The sequence below is a fragment of the Serratia sp. DD3 genome, from assembly GCF_000496755.2.
Genome location: NZ_AYKS02000112.1, coordinates 35,810 through 56,365, shown reverse-complemented (window position 1 = coordinate 56,365; position 20,556 = coordinate 35,810). Strand labels below are relative to the sequence as shown.

18 protein-coding genes are annotated in these 20,556 nt (G+C 49.7%); 8 read left to right on the top strand and 10 right to left on the bottom strand.

Annotation, left to right across the window (positions count from 1 at the left end):
- The first annotated feature begins 84 nt into the window (after positions 1 to 84).
- The 8 genes from yhfZ (at position 85) to IO95_RS20895 (ending at position 7,678) form a co-directional block, all read left to right on the top strand.
- Positions 85 to 990: a GntR family transcriptional regulator YhfZ gene (gene yhfZ / locus IO95_RS20930; RefSeq protein WP_023489963.1), complete on the top strand. Its 906-nt coding sequence runs from the start codon at positions 85 to 87 to the stop codon at positions 988 to 990.
- Positions 991 to 1,033: 43 nt separating this feature from the next.
- On the top strand, positions 1,034 to 1,414 hold the full coding sequence (locus IO95_RS20925) for a hypothetical protein (RefSeq protein ID WP_023489962.1): 381 nt from the start codon (positions 1,034 to 1,036) through the stop codon (positions 1,412 to 1,414).
- A gap of 78 nt (positions 1,415 to 1,492) precedes the next feature.
- A complete protein-coding gene (locus tag IO95_RS20920) occupies positions 1,493 to 2,668 on the top strand; it encodes a YhfX family PLP-dependent enzyme (RefSeq protein WP_023489961.1) in 1,176 nt (391 codons plus the stop codon).
- Positions 2,661 to 3,896 carry a phosphopentomutase gene (locus IO95_RS20915; protein ID WP_023489960.1) on the top strand — a complete coding sequence of 412 codons (1,236 nt, stop codon included), beginning with the start codon at positions 2,661 to 2,663 and terminating at the stop codon, positions 3,894 to 3,896. Before IO95_RS20920 ends, IO95_RS20915 begins: the two co-directional genes overlap by 8 nt.
- Complete coding sequence (locus IO95_RS20910; RefSeq protein ID WP_023489959.1) at positions 3,893 to 4,783, top strand: phosphotriesterase-related protein; 891 nt, start codon at positions 3,893 to 3,895, stop codon at positions 4,781 to 4,783. Before IO95_RS20915 ends, IO95_RS20910 begins: the two co-directional genes overlap by 4 nt.
- Before the next feature lie 35 nt (positions 4,784 to 4,818).
- Positions 4,819 to 5,181 carry a DUF2620 domain-containing protein gene (locus tag IO95_RS20905; RefSeq protein ID WP_023489958.1) on the top strand — a complete coding sequence of 121 codons (363 nt, stop codon included), beginning with the start codon at positions 4,819 to 4,821 and terminating at the stop codon, positions 5,179 to 5,181.
- 10 nt (positions 5,182 to 5,191) lie between these two features.
- A complete protein-coding gene (locus IO95_RS20900) occupies positions 5,192 to 6,544 on the top strand; it encodes a YhfT family protein (protein WP_023489957.1) in 1,353 nt (450 codons plus the stop codon).
- A 45-nt stretch (positions 6,545 to 6,589) separates the two neighbouring features.
- Positions 6,590 to 7,678, top strand: coding sequence for an aminotransferase class V-fold PLP-dependent enzyme (locus IO95_RS20895; RefSeq protein WP_037387080.1), 1,089 nt, complete (start codon positions 6,590 to 6,592; stop codon positions 7,676 to 7,678).
- Between the two features lie 213 nt (positions 7,679 to 7,891).
- On the opposite strand, the gene IO95_RS20890 is transcribed toward IO95_RS20895, so the two are convergent.
- From IO95_RS20890 to IO95_RS20845, 10 genes are all read right to left on the bottom strand, one after another.
- Positions 7,892 to 8,899, bottom strand: coding sequence for a substrate-binding domain-containing protein (locus IO95_RS20890; RefSeq protein ID WP_023489955.1), 1,008 nt, complete (start codon positions 8,897 to 8,899; stop codon positions 7,892 to 7,894).
- A 420-nt stretch (positions 8,900 to 9,319) separates the two neighbouring features.
- On the bottom strand, positions 9,320 to 10,015 hold the full coding sequence (araD, locus tag IO95_RS20885) for an L-ribulose-5-phosphate 4-epimerase (protein ID WP_023492624.1): 696 nt from the start codon (positions 10,013 to 10,015) through the stop codon (positions 9,320 to 9,322).
- A gap of 23 nt (positions 10,016 to 10,038) precedes the next feature.
- Positions 10,039 to 10,893 carry an L-ribulose-5-phosphate 3-epimerase gene (locus tag IO95_RS20880; RefSeq protein WP_023492625.1) on the bottom strand — a complete coding sequence of 285 codons (855 nt, stop codon included), beginning with the start codon at positions 10,891 to 10,893 and terminating at the stop codon, positions 10,039 to 10,041.
- On the bottom strand, positions 10,890 to 12,365 hold the full coding sequence (locus IO95_RS20875; RefSeq protein ID WP_023492626.1) for an FGGY-family carbohydrate kinase: 1,476 nt from the start codon (positions 12,363 to 12,365) through the stop codon (positions 10,890 to 10,892). The genes IO95_RS20880 and IO95_RS20875 overlap by 4 nt, the downstream gene beginning before the upstream one ends.
- Before the next feature lie 40 nt (positions 12,366 to 12,405).
- Positions 12,406 to 13,332, bottom strand: a complete 927-nt coding sequence (locus tag IO95_RS20870) for an ABC transporter permease (RefSeq protein WP_051791322.1) — start codon at positions 13,330 to 13,332, stop codon at positions 12,406 to 12,408.
- A 69-nt stretch (positions 13,333 to 13,401) separates the two neighbouring features.
- Positions 13,402 to 14,883 carry a sugar ABC transporter ATP-binding protein gene (locus tag IO95_RS20865; protein ID WP_023492628.1) on the bottom strand — a complete coding sequence of 494 codons (1,482 nt, stop codon included), beginning with the start codon at positions 14,881 to 14,883 and terminating at the stop codon, positions 13,402 to 13,404.
- 179 nt (positions 14,884 to 15,062) lie between these two features.
- Positions 15,063 to 15,920, bottom strand: coding sequence for an ABC transporter substrate-binding protein (locus IO95_RS20860; protein WP_235186811.1), 858 nt, complete (start codon positions 15,918 to 15,920; stop codon positions 15,063 to 15,065).
- Positions 15,921 to 16,078: 158 nt separating this feature from the next.
- Positions 16,079 to 17,152, bottom strand: coding sequence for an alcohol dehydrogenase catalytic domain-containing protein (locus IO95_RS20855; protein ID WP_023492630.1), 1,074 nt, complete (start codon positions 17,150 to 17,152; stop codon positions 16,079 to 16,081).
- A gap of 148 nt (positions 17,153 to 17,300) precedes the next feature.
- A complete protein-coding gene (locus IO95_RS20850) occupies positions 17,301 to 18,098 on the bottom strand; it encodes a DeoR/GlpR family DNA-binding transcription regulator (protein ID WP_037387047.1) in 798 nt (265 codons plus the stop codon).
- 492 nt (positions 18,099 to 18,590) lie between these two features.
- The gene (locus IO95_RS20845; RefSeq protein WP_023488930.1) at positions 18,591 to 20,204 is read right to left on the bottom strand and encodes an FGGY-family carbohydrate kinase; all 1,614 of its coding nucleotides are present in this window, start codon (positions 20,202 to 20,204) and stop codon (positions 18,591 to 18,593) included.
- Positions 20,205 to 20,556: the final 352 nt, after the last annotated feature.

Genomic DNA, 20,556 nt, shown 5'->3' with positions numbered 1-20,556 from the left:
CCCCGCTCTCCCTTTGGGGATTCTAGTGTTGACCTTTATATTCATTTTTATGAATATAAAATCAATACCGAGAAAAATGACAAAATGAACCATAAATTTATAAAAAAAGAGGGCATTGCCCAGTCGTTTCTGGCCCGTTATCTGTTAACCGAACAGCCAGGTAACCGGCTGAAAACCATCGATGCCCTGGCGAAAGAGAGCGACTTATCGGTCGGGCTGATGCAGGGGGCGTTAAAGAGCCTGGAGCAGGCGGGGGCGATTGGCATTGAACGCCGTGGGCGCAATGGCAGCTTTATTGTTACCGCTGACCAGAAGGTGCTGCTGAAACATGCCAATATCGGTAATGTGGTTTGTGCGATGCCGCTGCCTTATACCCGCATTTATGAAGGGTTGGCCAGCGGTTTGAAAGCCCAGTTTGCCGATATCTCTTTTTATTTTGCCCATATGCGTGGTTCGGATGTCCGTATCGAGTGTTTGCTGAATGGCCTTTACGATTTGGCTGTGACCTCCCGATTAGCCGCAGAAAGTTACGTTAAACGGCAACAGGTGCAGGTGGCGTTGTCTCTGGGGGAGCACAGTTACACCGAGCAGCACCAACTGATTTATCGGCGCGGTGAACGGGACACCATCCGCAAAGTGGGGATAGACAGCGCCTCTGCGGACCAGAAAATCATGACCGCCGCCTTTTTTGCCGGGCAGCCGATCACGCTGGTGGAGATCTCTTACCATGAGTGCCTGAAGCAGATTGTTAGCGGTGATATTGATGCTGCCATCTGGAACGTCGGCCATGATGATGATTTGACCCCACTGGGGTTGGTGACTGAATCCCTCTGTGGTGATGAGTGTTTTACCAGCGCGTCAGAGGCGGTGATCCTCACCCGGCCAAATGATGTGCAAATGCAGCAGTTGTTACACACCCTGTTGGATCGCCACCGGCTGTTACAACACCAGCAGCATGTGGTTGCTGGCGATATCAGGCCTGTGTATTGAGAGATAACAATGAGTAAGAGATAACCATTATTGAGGAATAACCGTGGAACAAAGATTACAACTGCTCCGTCTGGGTGGGGTGATTGATAGTGAGGTGCGTGATGGCATGCTCAAGGTGCTGGATGCGCTGGAGAACCGCTGGTCAATTACGGTGCGCAATGATCAGGGGATTATGGCGCTGACCCATATGGCCAGTGCGTTAATGCGCTCCAAGCAAGATGTGGTGATTCAGGGCTTGGATGAAGAACTGCTGCAAGAGATCCGCGAGGCAGAATGTTATCCGCAACTGCGGTTAATCCATCAGGATCTGTTACAAGTTTCCGGTCATCAAGTACACCCTAATGAAGAAGGTTACTTGTTGGCTAATCTCTATAGTTTATTACAGCATAGTTTATTGCAGCGGCAGGAGCAGGGTGAGCACTAGCGCACTGTTTTGTGATTTAAATATTCACATTAATGAAAATTAAACAGTGACGACCATCAGGGCTGCAGAAGGGAAAATATGTTTATTAATGCACTGCAAAAACAAAACCCCCGGCTGATTGATGCCGCCAGGGCGTTATGGGCTCAGGGGCTGATTTCACCTGATACCTATATCATTGATGTTGATAGGGTTATGGCTAATGCCCGTCTGCTGCTGCAAACCGCTCAGGCCTGTGGCATAGAACTCTATCTAATGACCAAACAGATTGGCCGTAACCCTTGGTTGGCGAAACGCTTGGTGGCATTGGGTTACCGTGGCGTGGTGGCGGTGGATTTCCGTGAGGCACAGCAGCTTGCTGCTGCCGGTGTGCCGCTGTGTCACGTTGGGCACCTGGTGCAGATCCCCGATAACTTGATCCCGCAAATATTGGCGCAGCGCCCAGAGGTGATAACGCTGTTCTCGCTGGAGAAAGCGGCCAAAATCTCGGCACATGCCCAGCAGTTAGGGATGGTCCAGCCGGTGATGTTAAAGGTCTTTGCCGAGGGAGATCTGCTCTATCCGGGTCAGGAAGCGGGTTTTGCATTGGAACAATTGCCGGATGTCGCGGCACAAATCGCGGCGATGCCAGGGTTAGTATTGCAAGGGGTGACTCACTTCCCTTGTCTGTTGTGGGATCCACAATTGCAGCAAACCTTACCCACTCATAATCTGCAAACGCTGCTGCGAGCCAGCCAGCAATTGCAGCAAAGTGGTGAGGACATCAAGCAGATCAACGCACCTTCTGCCGCTAGTTGCACCACCTTGCCGCTGTTGGCACAACAGGGGGCGACCCATAGCGAACCGGGCCATGCGCTAACTGGCACCATCCCCGCCAATATTACTGGGGAACAGCCAGAGCAGATTGCCATGCTCTATCTCACCGAGGTTTCCCACCATTTTGCTGGTAACAGCTACTGCTATGGTGGCGGCTACTATCGCCGTGGGCATCTCCAGCAGGCATTAGTGACCACTGATGAAAACGGTTTATGGCAGCGGGCAACAGTGCAACCGCCGGATGATTCAAGCATTGATTATCATATCGGTTTATCCGGGGTTTACCCCATCGGTAGCCCGGTGGTGATGTGCTTCCGTACCCAAATTTTTGTTACCCGCAGCGATGTGGCACTGGTGTCCGGTGTTGCCAGCGGCGAACTGAGGCTGGAAGGGATCTACGACAGTCTGGGCAATATGAAGAAGGGGAACGCCTGTGGCTAAGTTTCTGGTGCTGGTGATTGATAGTTTCGGTATTGGTGCCATGGACGATGTGGCACAGCAGCGGCCAGAGGACCTGGGGGCCAATACCTGTGCGCATATTTTGCAGGCCAACCCGGATGTCCGTCTGCCGATGTTGGAGCGCTTGGGGTTGATTAATGCATTGGGTTTTCAAGCCAATGTGATGCAACCCAGTGCCAGTGCGTTGTTTGGCCGGTCCAACCTGCAGCATGAAGGGGGGGATACCTTTATGGGGCACCAGGAGATCATGGGTACCCGGCCACAAGCACCACTCTGCATTCCTTTTTCAGCGGTGATTGATCAGGTTGAAGCGGCGCTGCAGCAGGCGGGCTATCAGGTGGAGCGCAAGGGGAACCCGCTGCAATACCTGTGGGTGAATGATGCGGTGGCCGTGGGGGATAATATCGAAGCCGATCTGGGGCTGGTATTTAATCTCACCGCCAACCTGACGCTGATCCCGTTTGATCAAGTGAAAAAAATGGGCCGCATTGTGCGTGAGCAGGTCAAGGTTGCCCGGGTGATTGCCTTTGGCGGCTTGATTGGCGATAACCAGCGCATTCATCAGGCGGCGGAGAGCAAGCTGGGTCAATATATCGGCATCAATGCTCCGGCCTCCGGTGCCTATGAAAACGGCTTCCAAGTGCTGCATATGGGGTACGGCGTCAATGCGGCGGTACAGGTACCAGAAAAACTGCATCAAGTAGGTATCAGCACAGTATTGATTGGGAAAGTCGCCGATATTGTGGAAAACCCTCACGGCACCAACTATCTCGATCTGGTGGATAGCCAGACGATTTTAACCATCACGCTGGCGGAGCTGCAAAAGCCGGGGGATGGTTTTATCTGCACCAATATTCAGGAAACCGACCTTGCGGGGCATGCCCAGAGTGTCGAGCGTTATCTTGACCGTTTACAACTGGTGGATCGTCATCTGGCGGACATCTTACCGGCCATTGGCGAGGGCGACTGCCTGATAGTGACCGCCGATCATGGCAATGATCCGACCATTGGTCATAGTAAACACACCCGGGAAAGGGTACCGCTGCTGGTTTATTCCCCAGGGGCCCCCACGGGGGATTTTGGCTTGCGTAGCAGCTTGGCTGATATTGGTGCCACGGTGTGCGATTTCTTTCACGCCCCGGCACCACAACATGGCAGCTCATTCTTACCCCTGATCCAGACCGATGATTCACTCAGGAGCCCCTTATGAGCAGCACAACCTGGATTGATAGTAGCGGTTACACCTATGTGCATGAGCATCTGCATATTGACCTTTCTGGTGGCAAAAACGATATCGACTGCAAGTTGGATCAATATGAGCTGATTTGCCAGGAGATGCGTGAACTGTTTGCCCTGGGGGTGCGCAATATTGTCGAAATGACCAACCGCTATATGGGGCGCGATGCCGCGTTTCTCCAAGCGTTGATGCGTGATAGCGGCATGAACATTGTCGCCTCTACCGGCTATTACCAGCAGGCATTTTATCCTGCTCATCTGGCACAACTGAGTGTGGAGCAAATTGCCGCTGAGATGTGCGCTGAGATTGAGCAGGGGATTGATGGTACTAGCATGAAAGCCGGTGTGATTGCTGAAATTGGCACCAGCCGGGGGAAGATTACTGATGAGGAGCGGCGGGTGTTTGCCGCCGCAGCATTGGCCCACCAACAGACGGGCAGGCCGATCTCCACTCATACTACCCTCAGCACCATGGGTTATGAGCAGTTACAACTGCTGAAAAGTTTGGGGGTTGCCGCCCAGCATATTGTGATTGGGCATTGCGACCTGAGCGACAATCTCGCCACCATTTTGCCGATTCTTGACCAAGGTGCCTGGGTGCAATTCGACACCATTGGTAAAAATAACTATTACCCAGACAGTAAGCGGGTGGCGATGCTGCAAGCTATTGCCGAACGCGGTCAACTGGGGCAAGTGATGCTGTCTATGGATATTACCCGGCGCTCGCATCTCAAAGGTAATGGTGGGATTGGTTTTGCCTACCTGCTGCACACCTTTGTGCCGATGTTGCTTGAGGCTGGTTTTTCGCAACGAGATGTGGATTTGATGTTACGTGACAATCCGGCGCGGTTTTTTAACTGATCGCTACTTACGCTGAATAAAAAAAGGGAAAACAGATGAAATTTGTTATTGGTGGCCAGATTGAAAAAGAAAAAATTGCTGATACGGTGCGCCGCCTGGCAGGCGATAAAGCAACATCCGTCAGTATTATGAATGATATTGAAGCGGCGATGAGCCTCAAAAGTGGGCAGGCGGATATCTATCTGGGTGCCTGTAATACCGGCGGTGGCGGTGCACTGGCGATGGCGATTGCCATTGCGGGGATGGATAAATGTGTCACGGTGGGTATGCCCGGCAAGATCCTGTCTGAAGCGGAAATTGTCGCCCATATCAAGGCGGGTAAAGTCGCTTTCGGCTTTACCGGTCAGGATATTGATGTGGTGGTGCCGGTGATCATTAACACGCTGCTCCCTAACTGAGGTTTTAGCTATGGATCACTCATTTTTAATGCGGTTGATTGAGATCGACCCGATGAAAGCGGGGTTGTTGGCAGTGATTGGTGCGATCTCCGCCATGATGGCTAACCGCGGGATTGCGGTATTCCATGATGGTCTGCGCCCACTGATACCAGAATATCTGGAAGGGCGTATGAGCCGTAAAGCGCTTGCCGCCACCAGTTTTGCCCTGAGCTTCGGGCTGATTATTGGCTTCGGGCTGCCATTTTCCCTGGCGGCACCGATTATTCTGGTGCATAGCCTGCTGCTGGGTACTGACGTGATCGGTGTTTGGTGTGCGGATAGCCGCAAGGGATTGATAGCATCCGGTATTATTGGTGCACTCTATGCTATCGCCCTGATGACCGGGTTGCGTTCGGTGGTGGAGCTGTTCAGCCATATGCCGGTTAACTTTATGGATAACCTGGGCAAAGTCGGTGACCCGATTGTCGCCTGCTTTGCGCTATTCCCGGCCATTGTGGTGGGTTATCAGTATGGTTACCGTAAAGGGATTTGGGTGCTGCTGGCAACGCTGGTGGGGTATCTGGCAACACAATCTATCGGTAGCCTGAGCTTTGGTGGCCTGATTGAAAAACCGGTGAAACTGGACCCTAACGGCACTGCGTTGCTGCTTTCCATGTTGGCGATGTTCTATTTCGCCATGAAAGAGCGCCCGGCGCAGGCCGAAGGGGGCACCCAGCAACCCGGTGCCAATGAGATGCTGGTGGGGCTGTTTTCCAGCCGTATCGCCCGTATTCAAAAGAACAAATGGTTGCTGGTGCTCAGTGGCGGTTTGACCGCAGTGGCGGCCACCATGTCATTTAGTCTGTTGGCGGAAGGGCCGGTGTCGTTGCAATTAATGGCCCATGGCGAACAACACAGTGCCATGTTGGTGGCATTGGCCCGTGCTATCAGTTTCGTGCCGTTGGTGGGGATGACGGCCATTGCCACCGGTGTTTACAGCCCGGATGGTATGAAGTTTGTGTTTGTTGCCGGCCTTGCTACTAATAACCCGTGGATCGCCTTTGTTGCCGGTTGCGTCATTATGTTGATGGAGATCCAACTGCTGACCAAAATCGCCATCGGCCTGGATAAATACCCGGGTGTTAAAGCCTGTGGTGACCATATTCGTACCGCCATCACGCGGATGCTGGAAGTGTCATTGTTGGTGGGGGGGATGATTGCCTCAAATGCCATCCTGCCGGGAATGGGCTTTATGGTGGTAGCGGGTCTGTACTTGCTGAACCGCACCTCGAAACGGCCACTGGTTGAGATGGCGATCGGCCCGATTGCCACCATTATCGTCGGGATATTGGCGAATGTTATTCATATTGTCGGTCTTGGCTGATAGTACGTTGGCTGATAGTACGACAGTGCACAGAGGTGAATCATGATCAGAACGTTTCCGCTCACCAGTATGGATATGGAGCAGGCACAGCAGGCTCAGTTCCGGCTGGTGGATACCATTTGCCGGCATTTCCCAGGGGCTGAGTTTTTAACTCAGGGTGATTTGGGGCTGGCTCCGGGGCTAAATCAGCCGCGGATTACCCGGCAGGTTGAAGCGGTGATTGCCGAGTTTTTTTCTGCCGAAGCGGCGGCCTTGGTGAGTGGTGCGGGGACTGGGGCGATTCGCTGTGGCTTGGCGGCGTTGCTGAAAACCGGTGATAGCCTGTTAGTTCATGATGCACCGGTTTACCCCACCAGTTTGGTGATTGCTGAACAAATGGGGTTAAGGCTGATTCGGGCTGATTTTAATCAAGCGGATCAACTGGCGGCAGCGGTGTGCGAGCACCGCCCAGTGGCGGCATTGGTGCAACATACTCGTCAGAAAATTGACGATAGCTATGAGTTGGCGGCGGTACTCAGTCAATTGGATCAACTGGCCATTCCCACGCTGGTGGATGATAACTACGCGGTGATGAAGGTGGCACAGATTGGCTGTGAGTTAGGGGCGACGGTGTCCACTTTCTCCAGTTTTAAGCTGTTTGGCCCGGAAGGGGTAGGGGTGGTGGTGGGTAAGCAATCGGTGATCACCGCTATCCGTAACAGCATGTACTCCGGTGGTAGTCAAATCCAGGGGCATCAGGCGATGGCGGTATTGCGTGGCTTGACCTTTGCCCCGGTGATGCATGCGGTTCAGGCGCGGGTGAATGAGGAGTTGGTGCGCCGTTTGAATCAGGGTGAAATTCCCCAGGTCAAACAGGCATTTCTGGCTAATGCACAATCCAAGGTGTTGCTGGTGGAATTTCACCAACCCATTGCGGCAGCGGTGCTGTCACATGCCCAGCAGTTGGGGGCGTTGCCTTATCCGGTAGGGGCTGAATCCAAATATGAGATCCCGCCGCTGTTTTATCGCGTCTCTGGCACTTTCCGCCAGTCAGACTCGACACTGGAACAGCGGATGATCAGGATTAACCCCAATCGCAGTGGTGCCGATAGCATTATTCGCATTCTGCAGGAGAGTTGCCAAGTCGCCAGTTGAGATTCCCTATGCCATATATAGGGGCGCTAATTGTGCCCCTATAATCTAGATATATCGGGCAATACTCAAAGAACCGAGCTCACTTAACGCTATAGCCAAACGGGAGTGATGCGGAACGCCGACACGCCGTGAACCCCTCCCTGGGGGCTCGTATCGCGCATCCCTGCGCTCCACGGTCAGCTAACCTGCATCATTCCCTCTAAGTATCATGAGTTAGATGATCTGCGGCATAATTTGCTGGCAGGTGATCGCGGTACGGTTGTTATCAATGATTTCAAATACCGCATCCAACATGGCCGGGACATCTTGCCTGACCATTTCAATTTCGTGATCCAGCAGTGCTACAAACGGGTCCCAGTCAAAGCAGCCAATTAGCGGGTGTGGCGTACTGCTGTCTGATGCGTCCAGCCATTTCACCACCCCTTCCAGCGAGATTGTTGAGTTGACGAATAAACCATAGATAGGCGTGGTGCTTTGTGCCATCCACTGGCTGAGGGCGTTTTCCGCTTTTTCAGCCGCATAACCACAGGTGAGAATCTGCTGTTTATCGACCTCCAGACCTAACTCCCGGTGCGCATCGGTGAATCCCCTGAGCCGCTCTTGAGTGTTGTGATCAGTGCCACGGCCACCAATAAAAATAAGCGGTTTGGCTGTACCGTAGCGCTTGCGGCAGTGGGTGAGTGTGCGGCGTGTCAGCTCCTTGGCCCCAGCATAGTTATCAGAAATTACCGAGGGAGCCAGTTTACCGGGTAAATCGAGGTTAATGGAGGGCACACCAAGGGATGCGCAGAGTGTGGTGATCTTATCCGGGTCAGTGGCACCGGTGGCGATTAGCCAGTCCACCTGATAAGAGAGCATGGTGCGAGCGGCGGCAATTTCTAATGCTGGGTCGCGTTGGGTACAGGTGATGATCGGGAATAATCCGCGTTTCCTGGCCATTACTTCAAAGCGTTCGGCAATAGAACCGAAGTAGCGGTTATCGTATTTGGGCACGATCATGCCGATAATCTTTGATTTTTCGCTACGCAGCAGGCTGGCTTGTTTATTCAGCGCATAGCCTTGTTCCTCAGCGGCACGGGTAATCTTTTCCGCCAACTGGGCACTGATACGGCGTTTTTTCCAGTTGCCGTTCAGCACGGAACTCACCGCCGTTGGCGATACCCCCAGCAGTTCAGCCAGATCATAAATAGTGGTTTTTTTGCTTTTTCCCCGTTGCGTCACGCTGTGTTCTCTTTTTAGCTCACTTGCGTTAGGTAGACTGACAGCAAAATGAAAAGGAGGCAACTTGAAGTAGGGAGAGTATAAAAAACCTGTTTATCTATTTTTATATGGCCGGTTTCGGTTGGCTAAATCATCGTGCCTAAAGCCGCTTCACGTTAGCATCTGGCTGGTGGGCATGATGCGGAACGCTGACACGCCGTAAACCCGTCCCTGGGGGCTCGTATCGCGCGTCCATGCGCTCAACGGTCAGCTAACCTGCATCATACCCATCCGCAGCACGATTAGGCGTCGCTATTGAGTGTTTTCGATGGCGTTAACTACCGTGTTCACCTCGACAATGGATTTATTGGGTGGGTGCTGGTTTTTATGTGTTAAGGGCATTGCAGGGTAGGGCGAACCCGCTTATGCACCCAATCGCTGTCACTGCCCATAATAAGCATTAGCCCCATGTTTACGTAGGAAATGCTTATCCAGCAAGGTACGGGGAAATGACACTGGCTGAGTGGCCAATTTAGTCGTCCACATATTCATATAGGCGATCTCTTCCAGCACTACGGCATTATGCACCGCGTTATCCGGGTCAGAACCCCAGGCGAAAGGGCCATGACCCTGCACCAGCGCGGCGGGGATCGCTAATGGGTCGATATTCATCTCGCGTAGCGTTTCAATAATTACCTGCCCGGTATTGGCCTCGTAATCCTGAGCGATCTCTTGGTCAGTCAACGGGCGCGTGCAGGGGATGTCACCATAAAAATAGTCGGCATGGGTGGTGCCCATGGCGGCCAATGGCAACCCCGCCTGGGCCCAAATGGTGGCGTGCCGCGAATGGGTATGGACAATTCCCCCCAGTGAAGGATAGGCGCGGTAGAGTGCCAAATGGGTGGCGGTATCTGATGAGGGTTTATATTTCCCTTCAACGACGTTGCCACTTTCCAGCTCGACAATAACCATATCGTCCACCGTCATTGTCGAATATTCAACCCCAGAAGGTTTTATGACGACCAACCCATGTTGACGATCAATACCACTCACATTACCCCAGGTAAAAGTGACCAGGTGATGTTTTGGCAAAGCCAAGTTTGCCTCAAAAACAGCGTTTTTAAGTTCAGGTAACATGATAAATTCCAGAAATAAAATTTTTAATTTAAGAAAGCACGGTGATATTTATTCTCTAACCACGCTTTGGCTTGTTTAATACGATTAAAATCTGTGCCGTCATTTTTCGCCCACATTTCAATTAGCCAGGCACCGCGATAATTAAGCGTATGGAGTGTGCGGAATACCTGATCAAAATCGACGCAACCCTCACCAAAAGGGACATCGCGGAATTGCCCTAAAGAAAAAGGGGAAACTTGTTGGGTATCTTTCAAATGAATAGCGGAAATTTTATCGATGCCTTTGCTTAATTCGGCGGCAACATCATTATTCCATGCGCTTAAGTTGCCGACATCCGGGTAGACACAAAACCATGGGCTGCGTATTTTGCTCTCTAAATCTAGCCAGCGTGAAATATTACTCATAAACACGGTATCCATGATTTCTACTGAAAGCATGATTTGTGCTTTTGCCGCTTCAGCCACTGCCCAGTGGATCCCTTCAATAAACAGTTCACGAGTTTGTGGGCTACTGGGCTCATAATAGACATCGTACCCTGCAAGCTGAATATTGCGGATACCTACCTGACTGGCAAATGCCAGTGCATCCAGCATTAAGCTACGGGCTTTTTCACGTGTTTCTGGGTTGATACTGCCGAACGGGTAGGCTCGATGGGCCGATAAACAGAGGCTCGGTACATCCATGCCGCTATTGATTTTCGCTGCGACAAATTCCAGCCGCTCACTGCGGCTCCAGTGCAATCGGGCTTGCCGCTGCGGTTTTTCATCCACTGACATTTCAACAAAATTAAAACCGAGGTTAGCAGCCTGGTCAAAACGCTCGGCCCAACTCAGGTCATCAGGGAGCGCTTTTTCATAAATACCTATTTTGGCTGTCATTTTACCGCTCCTACCTGTGATAAAGCGTCTGCCACTTGCAAGTAGCGGCTATAACCTTCGCGCAATTGCTGGTGGTGTTGCTGGTCAGGTTCAAATATCACCACTTCAGGTTGAGTTTGGGCGATCGCTTCACTGAAGCTGGCATAGACACCTTTGCCCACTGCGGCACATAACGCGGCAGCTCGGCAGCCAGCTTGTTCGATATCCACCACTTCGAGAGGCAGATTGGCGGCATCAGCGTACATCTGCGTCCATTTTTTCGACTGGCTGGGTCCACCGGTAAAACGGATTTTATTGATAGCCGGATTGAGGGCGATAATCCGGTCCTGGTGCACCAGATGAGAGAAGGTAATGCCGCGATAAATAGCGGCGAGCACATCTTTTTTGGTGTGATGACCACTTAAGCCAATTAACCCACCTTGCAGATCCATGGCTAAATTTGAACCAAACAGATAGGGCAGGAAGACCAGGTTGCTATCACTGCTCTCCCCAATCCACTGTTCAAATTCTTGATAGCAGTTGGCTTGGTCGCTAAAGAATTGTTTTACAAACCAGCTTAAATTGCTGGCAGAGGTCGGGCTGCCTTCATGAACAAAATATTTGTCCGGGATACAGTATTTCCCCCAAATATAGGGGTAGTCACTTTCGACAATACGGTCGGTAACGGAGGTGGCAATGCTCCAGGTTCCGGCTACCGCACTTAAGGTTTTATCATCATCAATGCCGGAGGCGATGGCTGAAGAAACCACATCAAAGAAGCCACCAAAAACTGCGGTACCGGGGCATAACCCGCTCTCTTGTGCCGCACTTGGGGTGACATAGCCGACACAATCTGTGGAGTTGACCACCGGGGCGGTTTTATCCACCACTTCAGGGATGCCAAATAACGCCATCATGTCGCTGTCGTAACGCGAAGTGAGTTGATTATAAAAATTGCTGCCAGAAATATTGGTGATTTCTGCATTAACTTCGCCAGTAAATTTAAAGCGGATATAATCATGCACCATCAAAACAGCATCTATTTTATCGTAATTGGCGGGTTCACGATCTTTCAGCCAAGCCAGTAAAGAGACTGGGTGCCCGGTCCATAACTGCTGTAGACCTTTAGGGTAGGCCTGTTTATCGATGCCGGTTTGATACCATTTTTTTACATAATCAAGTGCCCGAGTATCGGAAGAGATAATACCGTTGCGCACTGCCGCGCCATGTTTATCAATGGCATACAACCCTTTACCGTGTGAGGAAAAGCTAATGCCTTTAATACTGTCGGCACCCACCTGGCTTTGTTCAATCACTTTTCTTACCACATGGCAGACCGTTTGCCACAGTTCATCCATATTGCGTTCGGTAAACCCAGGTTGTTCTGACAGAACCTCGGCGTACTGTGCGACCACATGCACCTCGTTACCTTTTTCGTCATAGATGCCTGCTTTGGTCACCGTGCCACCAATGTCGATCCCGATGAAATTCATTATTTTTTCCTTAATTGGATGCTGTTAGGAAAAAGCGTGATTAACGCCGACTGGAGCTAATAAAGGTCGCACCCCAAATAATCAGGCCTTTAACCAAATATTGAACATAAGGTGAAATACCTAACAGATTAAGGCCGTTGTTCAGTACACCAAGCATCATGGCACCAATCAAAGTACCAATAATCATGCCCCGACCACCGGCAATGGACGCTCCCCCTAATACCACGGCAGCAATCGCATCAAGTTCAAAGCCAACGCCAGCATTGGGCTGACCACTCATTACGCGGGAGGTAAAGATCAACCCGGCGAACCCGGCAGTAAAACCACTGATGACATACACCATCAATTTATAATAATTAACCCGCAAGCCACTCAGCCTGGCGGCTTCTTCGTTGCCCCCCAGTGAGTAAACATAACGGCCGAAAGGCATATGGTTGAGGACGATATAGAAAATGATATACAGCAGTGCCATCAACACAATGGGAACCTGGATACCGAAAATATATTCCCGCCCCCAGAAGGCAAAGGAATCCGGCAGACCGGCGATGGGATAACCCCCGGTGTAAATCAGTGCTAACCCTTTGGCAATAATCATCGCCCCCAAGGTAACGATGATCGGGGGCATTTTCCCATAAGCAGTTAAAAAGCCATTGAGGAAACCAAATGCGACACCGGCCAATAAGCCAAGTGAAATGGCCATCCAAGGGTCAAGGCCATAGAACTTCATTAAGCCAGCCATTAATGTGCCGCATAAGGCCATCACCGCACCCACTGACAGGTCAATCCCCCCAGTTAAAATGGCGAAGGTCATGCCAATAGCAATAATCGCGTTAATCGACACTTGGCGTGCAACGGTGGATAAGTTTTCAATGGTAAGGAAATAGTCATTAAATATCGACATGCAGCCGAATAACAGCACCAAGCCAATAAAAGGTAAGAAGGCCGGGGTTTTCATTAATCGAGCCATCACCCCAATTTGTTTATGGGGTTTAACGATATTCTCAGTAGAAATATTGATATTACTCATTTTTACTCCCTAAATAATATTACCGGCGGCATGTAACATGATGCATGTCGAATTGATATCATCGCCTTCCAGTTCAGCGGCGATACTGCCATCACGGAAAACCATTACCCGGTCACTGACCCCAATAATTTCCGGTAACTCAGACGAAATCATGATGATAGAAATCCCTTGCTCCGTGAGTTTGCGCATGATCTGATATATTTCTGACTTGGCGCCAACATCAATACCCCGTGTGGGTTCATCGAAAACAAGAATGTTAATGTCATGATTGAGCCAGCGAGAGATCACCACTTTTTGCTGGTTACCACCACTTAATGTGCCGACCATGGTCCAGGCATCGGGGGTTTTTACCCCCACATGTGAGATTAATTTATTGGTGGTTGCTAACTCTTGTGAGTCGTTAATCAGTAAATGGTGCAGCGAATGTTTATTCAGCCAAATATTATCTTTAACTGAAAAGGGCAGAATGAGCCCCTGTGTTTTACGGCTTTCCGGTAATAGACCAATCCCCAGTTTTAATGCCTGGGCGGTGGAATTAATGGTGGTCGGTTTACCATACAAGGTAATGCTCTTATTAAAGCATTTATCGGCCCCGGTCATCGCCAGAATAGTTTCACTACGCCCTGAGCCGACCAACCCCGCCAGACCTAATATTTCCCCTTTGCGTAACGTCAGCCGGTTCTGTGGGCTGTCATTGGTGAGTTGAATTGCCGCATCCAGGATCACTTCCCGCGGCCCCAGGGTGCGTTTTTCTGGATAAATATTCTCCACCTCACGGCCCACCATCATTTGAATCATGGTGGCAATATCGACATTATCTACTTGAGCGGAACCAATATATTGGCCGTCACGCAGGATACTCAGGTTGTCGCAGATCTCATAAATCTCTTCCAGATGGTGTGAGATAAAGAACATCCCCACCCCTTTGGCTTTGAGATCTCGCATCACGCGGAACAGGTGTTCGGCTTCACTGGGGGTTAAGGTGGCGGTAGGTTCGTCAAGTACCAGAATGCGTGCCTCCAGTGACAAGGCTTTGGCTATTTCAACGAATTGCTGCTCGGCCACACTGAGATGACAGATTTGCTCATCGGGATTGAGCGTAACACCCAACTCATTAAAAATTCTTAGCGCCTCCTGACGCATTTTTTTACGATCAAGTAAACCAAGACTATTGGTTATTTCGCGGTTCAAGAATATATTTTCGTAGGCATTCAAGTAAGGAATTAAAGAGAACTCCTGAAAAATAATCCCCACCCCGGCGCGAATAGCATCACGATAGTTTTTAAAGTGTTGCTCTTCATCGTTGATGAAAATAGCGCCACTATCTGGTTGATAGATACCGCAAAGCACTTTCATTAACGTTGATTTACCGGCACCATTTTCACCGATCAGCGCATGAATTTCCCCACGCTTTAGCGTTATGTTGATATTATCAAGCGCTTTTACGCCGGGGAACGCTTTACTTACGTTCTTGATCTCCAGTAAATTCATGACACATATCACTCCGTCAGAATATACTCTTCATAATTCAAGTTTTAAGTTGCCCTGGTGTTGGCGATATTATTCACTTGAATTATTCAGAGTGTAGATTGCATTGCCTTAATCTAATATTTTTATATAAGGCTGCGAGTGGCTCGCAACCTTATTGGGTATGACAGACAATGTATTAATTACCAGTGGAAATCTTTAGCATTGGTTTTGTCGATCAGTTTAACATCGACGGGAATAGTGGCTGGGATATTAGCACCCCAATATTTAGCCAGTGCAATGCCTAAACCAATGCGCACCTGATCACGTGGGAATTGCGCTGCGGTGGCAATAAATGGCGTGTTACCTTTGGCAATTTCAGCCACGGCTTCTGGTGAACCGTCAACACTCACCAGTTTCACATCACGGCCAGCAGACTGAATCGCTGCCAATGCGCCCAGAGAGCCGACATCGTTCACGCTGAAAATACCGTTCAGGGTAGGGTTGGATTGCAGCATGTTTTCGGTGACACTCATGGCGGTATCACGTTCTTGTTTGCCATTCAGCTTAGTCAGGATTTTGATATCGGGATGCTTTTTCATCGCCGCTTCAAACCCGCGCACACGCTCAAGGATCGGTACTACCGGGATGCCATCCAGAATGGCGACGTTACCTTTGTTACCTAATGCAGCAGCCAGGCTTTCACCGGCAATAAAGCCAGCATCGTAGTTTTTTGAACCGACAAAGGAATCAATCGGGCCGTTGGCTTGCGCATCAATGGCGACGACCACTACCCCGGCTTTTTTCGCGGCAAGGACGGCTGCTTCAGCGCCAACACTGTCGGCAGGGTTAATTAACAGGATATCGATTTTTTTCTGAATCATATCTTCGATATCACTGATTTGCTTGGAGACATCGTGCGCCGCATCAGCCGTATATAATTTGGCATTGATATCGTTGGTGGCTGCCTCAAGGGACTGCTTCATGGTGACAAAGTATTCGTTGTTTAATTCTTGAAATGACATACCCACAGTTAATTGTTTGGCATTGACCCCTGACATTAACCCCAGGGATATTAAGCCGACCAATAACGTTTTGCATTTGAATTTCTTGAACATGTAACTTCTCCTTATATCACTACGCGGTATTGAGTTTATTGTTGTCGCTCTCGATAAATGAGAGCTTGGTTATGTACCCTTCCTTGGGCTGATTGAACAACTTACGGGTTTATAACGACTTTGATGGAATCAAGTGATTTGGCCATATCAAAGGCTTGCTGCCATTCATCAATCGGGTAGAAGTGAGTGACAATGCCTTCAGCGGTCGCCAAGCCACGGCTGAACAGGTCAATCGCTACGTCATAGCTGTAAGGGCCCAGGTGAGCACCACGAATATCCAGCTCTTTACGGTCGCCGATAATTGACCAGTCAACAGTGGTTTCTTTACCAAATACGCTGAACTCAACAAAACGCCCTAACTTGCGGATCATTTCCAGCCCTTGGGTGACACCAATGGGGGCGCCAGTGGCTTCAATATAGACATCACAGCCGTAGCCTTCGGTCATGGATTTGACCAGGCTGACGGCATCTTCTTTGGCTGCATTGATAACCACATCAGCACCAAACTTTTTCGCCAGTGCCAGGCGGTCTTCCATGGTGTCGATAACGATCAGCTTTTTCGGTGTTTTCAGGTGGGCGATCTGTACCATACACAGGCCCAGTGGCCCGGCACCGGCGATCACCACTACGTCGTTCAGGTCGATATCACCGCGACGCACGGTATGAATGGCGCAGGCCATCGGTTCGATCAGTGCCGCATCTGCTTCTGATAAGCTATCTGGAATGCGGTGAATAATGGCCCGCTCAGAGAAGCGCATATATTCCGCCATCGCACCGTCTGCCACGTCTTTCTGGAAACCGTAAATATCATGAACTTCACACATCCAATATTTGCCGGTTTTACAGAAACGGCACTCATTGCAAGGCACAATCTGCTCAGCAAGAATACGGTCGCCAATTTTCAGTTTATGTTTTTCAGCGGCTCCCGGGCCTAATTCGGCCACACGACCATAAAATTCGTGGCCAGGCACCACCGGGGTTTTTACCCAAGGATCATCCCCCCAAAACATCGGTGCGCCATCATTGGCTTTACAGTCACCGGCGCAAATCCCGCAGCCATCGACTTTTATGACCACTTCTCTCTCTTTTGCCACTGGGCGGTTAATTTTTTCAAAGCGATAATCTTTTGGACCATGACATACAACCGCTTTCATATTTTCAGGTAATTTTTCCATAGCAAGCCTCTTGTCCACAGATGACATTTTATTTAGCGAATGAATGGGCTATATAGCGGGTAACACCATATCCTTACGAATATATGCTACTCGAATTATTCAGACTGCAATTTAGACTACAAGTAAATTAATCTTTTTGGCTCAGTGATTAATCTGTTTCAATGGTTTCAATTTCTTTACATCGATACTTTTCCGCTGGTAGTTTATTGGTTATTAGCACATCAATATCACTCAAGTTGCAAATTTTATAAATTGAGTGTTGGTCAAATTTCCTGGAGTCAGCGAGCAATATTTTTTTATCTGTCACTTTTAACATTTCCTGTTTTAAACGGACATTGAGTTCACTGCCATCTCTAATGGCATATTCAGAGTCAATCCCCTGACAGGAAAAGAAAAATTTACTGACTTTAAAACTTTTAATTGTCATTTCTGCCACTGGCCCATGGAAATCACCATGTCGTTCAGAGTACTCACCACCCACGCTGATGATCCTGACTTTCTTACGACAGGCCAATGTCTGCACGATATTCAAAGAGTTAGTGATCACGGTGATATCAATATCTGGCATCTGTCGGGCGATAAACCAGCAGGTCGTACTGTTATCCATCATGATACAATCATTTTCTTTAATAAGTTGCAGCGCGGCCTTAGCTATTTTAGTTTTAAAATCAGTTCCTTCATGGGTCCGTTTAAGAAAAGATTCGGCTTTATCAACAAAATGTTTAAGCCCTGTTGGATGGTCACCTTCAACAGTAAACGCATTATTTTCAGGGAGTGCCGCTCCGCCGAAACTACGAACAATTTTCTTATTGGCTGCTAATACGGTTAAATCTCTACGAATAGTCTCAATAGAAACGTTAAATATATTTGATAATTCTTTAACCTGGGCAAAACCATTTTTTTGTATATGGTTGAATATTAATATATGACGTTCAACCTGCAGCATTAGTGCTCTCGATTATTATATTTTGTGTACGACTACAATACCTAATTTTGTCCATACTGTTAAGTGACTGGCCTCATACAATATCATATCAATGATGTTGATCCCCTTTCATTTGAGACTGATCGTTTCTTCATGCTCTTATCTTACAGTCCGTGTACATTTTTTTGTGATTAATATCTCAAATTATCCAGTTTTTAATGTTGCAAAAAATCGAGGTAAAACGGCTTCGGTCATAATCGGGCATATTTTTATGACCGATTGTGACCGAGTTGTTGGGTGTTTTGACGGTTTTTGAGCATCAATGCCCTAATTGCAGCTAAAAAACACATTTATACAGCAGGTTGAGCAATACACTATTGGCGCTGATAATGTAGTGAAATGTTGAGAGCGGTTACCCACCTTAGGGTGATCATTGGGGGCGCGAATTCAGATAATAAGTGCAACGAAGGGGGATGCCGCTGAGTTTGGCGCGGCACCCCTGAGGTACGCCAATTAGTGTGCTTTTCTTACTGATTTCGCGCACTGTTGTAGCAGTTGATAGGCTTGATAACGCTCAGCATGACAGTGTTTGAGCTGCTCTTCTGGATAATATTCACGGTCAAGATGGGTAAAGTGCTGCATGGCCTCGGCAACCGAGGCGGATATTTTACCGGCAACCGCACCCAGGATGGCTGACCCGAGCAAAACCGGTTCGCTGCATTGGGTGGTCAACACCGGGCGGTCACAGGTATCGGCCAGAATTTGCCTGACCAGCGGATGTTGACCCGCACCCCCACTGATAACCACATTTTCAGTCATCAGGCCCTGTTTGCTCTGCGCATCAATAATTTGCCGTAAGCCATAGCCGATTCCGCAAAGGCCAGCAACATACAGGGCGATCAGGCTATCCAGATCCCGTTCCATGCCCAGACCGGCAATAATGGCGCGTGCATGAGGATCGGCAAACGGGGCTCGGTTGCCCAAAAACTCTGGGACAACATGGATACCCTCAGCCAGGTTAACCACTTCGGACGCCGAGGTGACTTTTTGCAATGCCAGGTCGGCGAGGAATACCGGCAAGGGTACCCCGGCATTTTTCGCCAGTATTGATGCCTCCGGGGTTGCCGGGTGCAGTGTCAACAACTGGTCGATGGCGGCACCAGCGGCACTTTGCCCCCCTTCGTTTAGCCAATAACCCGGTACCATTGCGGAATAATAAGGCCCCCAAACCCCTGGGACGAAAATAGGATCCTGTGTGGTGGCCATGGTGCAAGAAGAAGTACCGAAAACATAGGCCAGATGGCTGGTGGCGCCAGCATTAACCCCAACGGTGCCAATGCCCCCTGCGTGTGCGTCGATCATGCCTACAGCAATGGGAGTACCTACGGGCAAACCCATTTCTTTGGCTGCTGCTGCCAACAAGCCCTGACCACAAGGGGTTCCGGGTTCAACGATATGCTGGCCGATGCGGGCGAAGTGTTCATCAGCCAACTCTTCGAGCCCAATGGTACGGAAGTAGCTTTCATCCCAGCGTTTTTCATGCGCCAGATAGGTCCATTTGCAGGTGACGGTACAGATAGAACGTGCCAGATCGCCAGTGGCTCGCCAGGTTAAATAATCTGCTAGATCAAAAAATTGCCAGGCCTGGTCATAGATATCCCGGCGGTGTTCTTTCAGCCAGGCTATTTTCGGGGTTTCCATCTCCGGGGAGATTTTGCCACCGACATATTGCAACACGGGATGCTGGGTGGCGTTAATGCGTTCGGCTTGCTCAGTGGCTCGGTGATCCATCCAGACGATGATATTACGCTCAGCCTCTTCTGAAGGGCCGACCGCCAACGGTGTGCCATTTTCACCCACCACCACCAGAGAACAGGTGGCGTCAAAGCCGACCCCGGCTACCGAAGAGGGCTCAATGCCGGAAGTGGCCACCGCTTGTTTGATACAGTGGCAAACCGCCTGCCAGATCTCCTGGCTTGACTGTTCGACGATATGGCCTGTATGGCGATATAGCGTGATCGGTTGGGTAGCATGGGCCAGTAAGGTACCTGCAAGGTCAAAAACACCCGCTCGGACACTTCCTGAACCCACATCCACACCAATAATGGTTTTATTGTTATTAGTCATAACCCAGTTCCTCGGTAACGATATATACCCGTCGCCAATGAAACCGCAGCGGTGTTGGCTGCCTTTACTCACCCCAGTCACTTACTCTTGTAAGCTCCTGGGGCTTCGCTCAGTTGCCGCCTACCTGCAACTTCATTGAACTTGGGGATAGCGATAGGTCGCGTTAATTTTTATTGTGTAGCTCAATCGATGGAGCAGCATTATCACCGAGCAATGGCGATATCAAGGTCAGTGTCAGGAGGGGCGTTAAATTTGTGAATCAGCTCGAAGAAATAGAGCGTCTCTCGCGGCTACAACTTACATAGCGATGGGTATAGATCGACTCCTTTGATTAATGACAAGGTAACTGAAT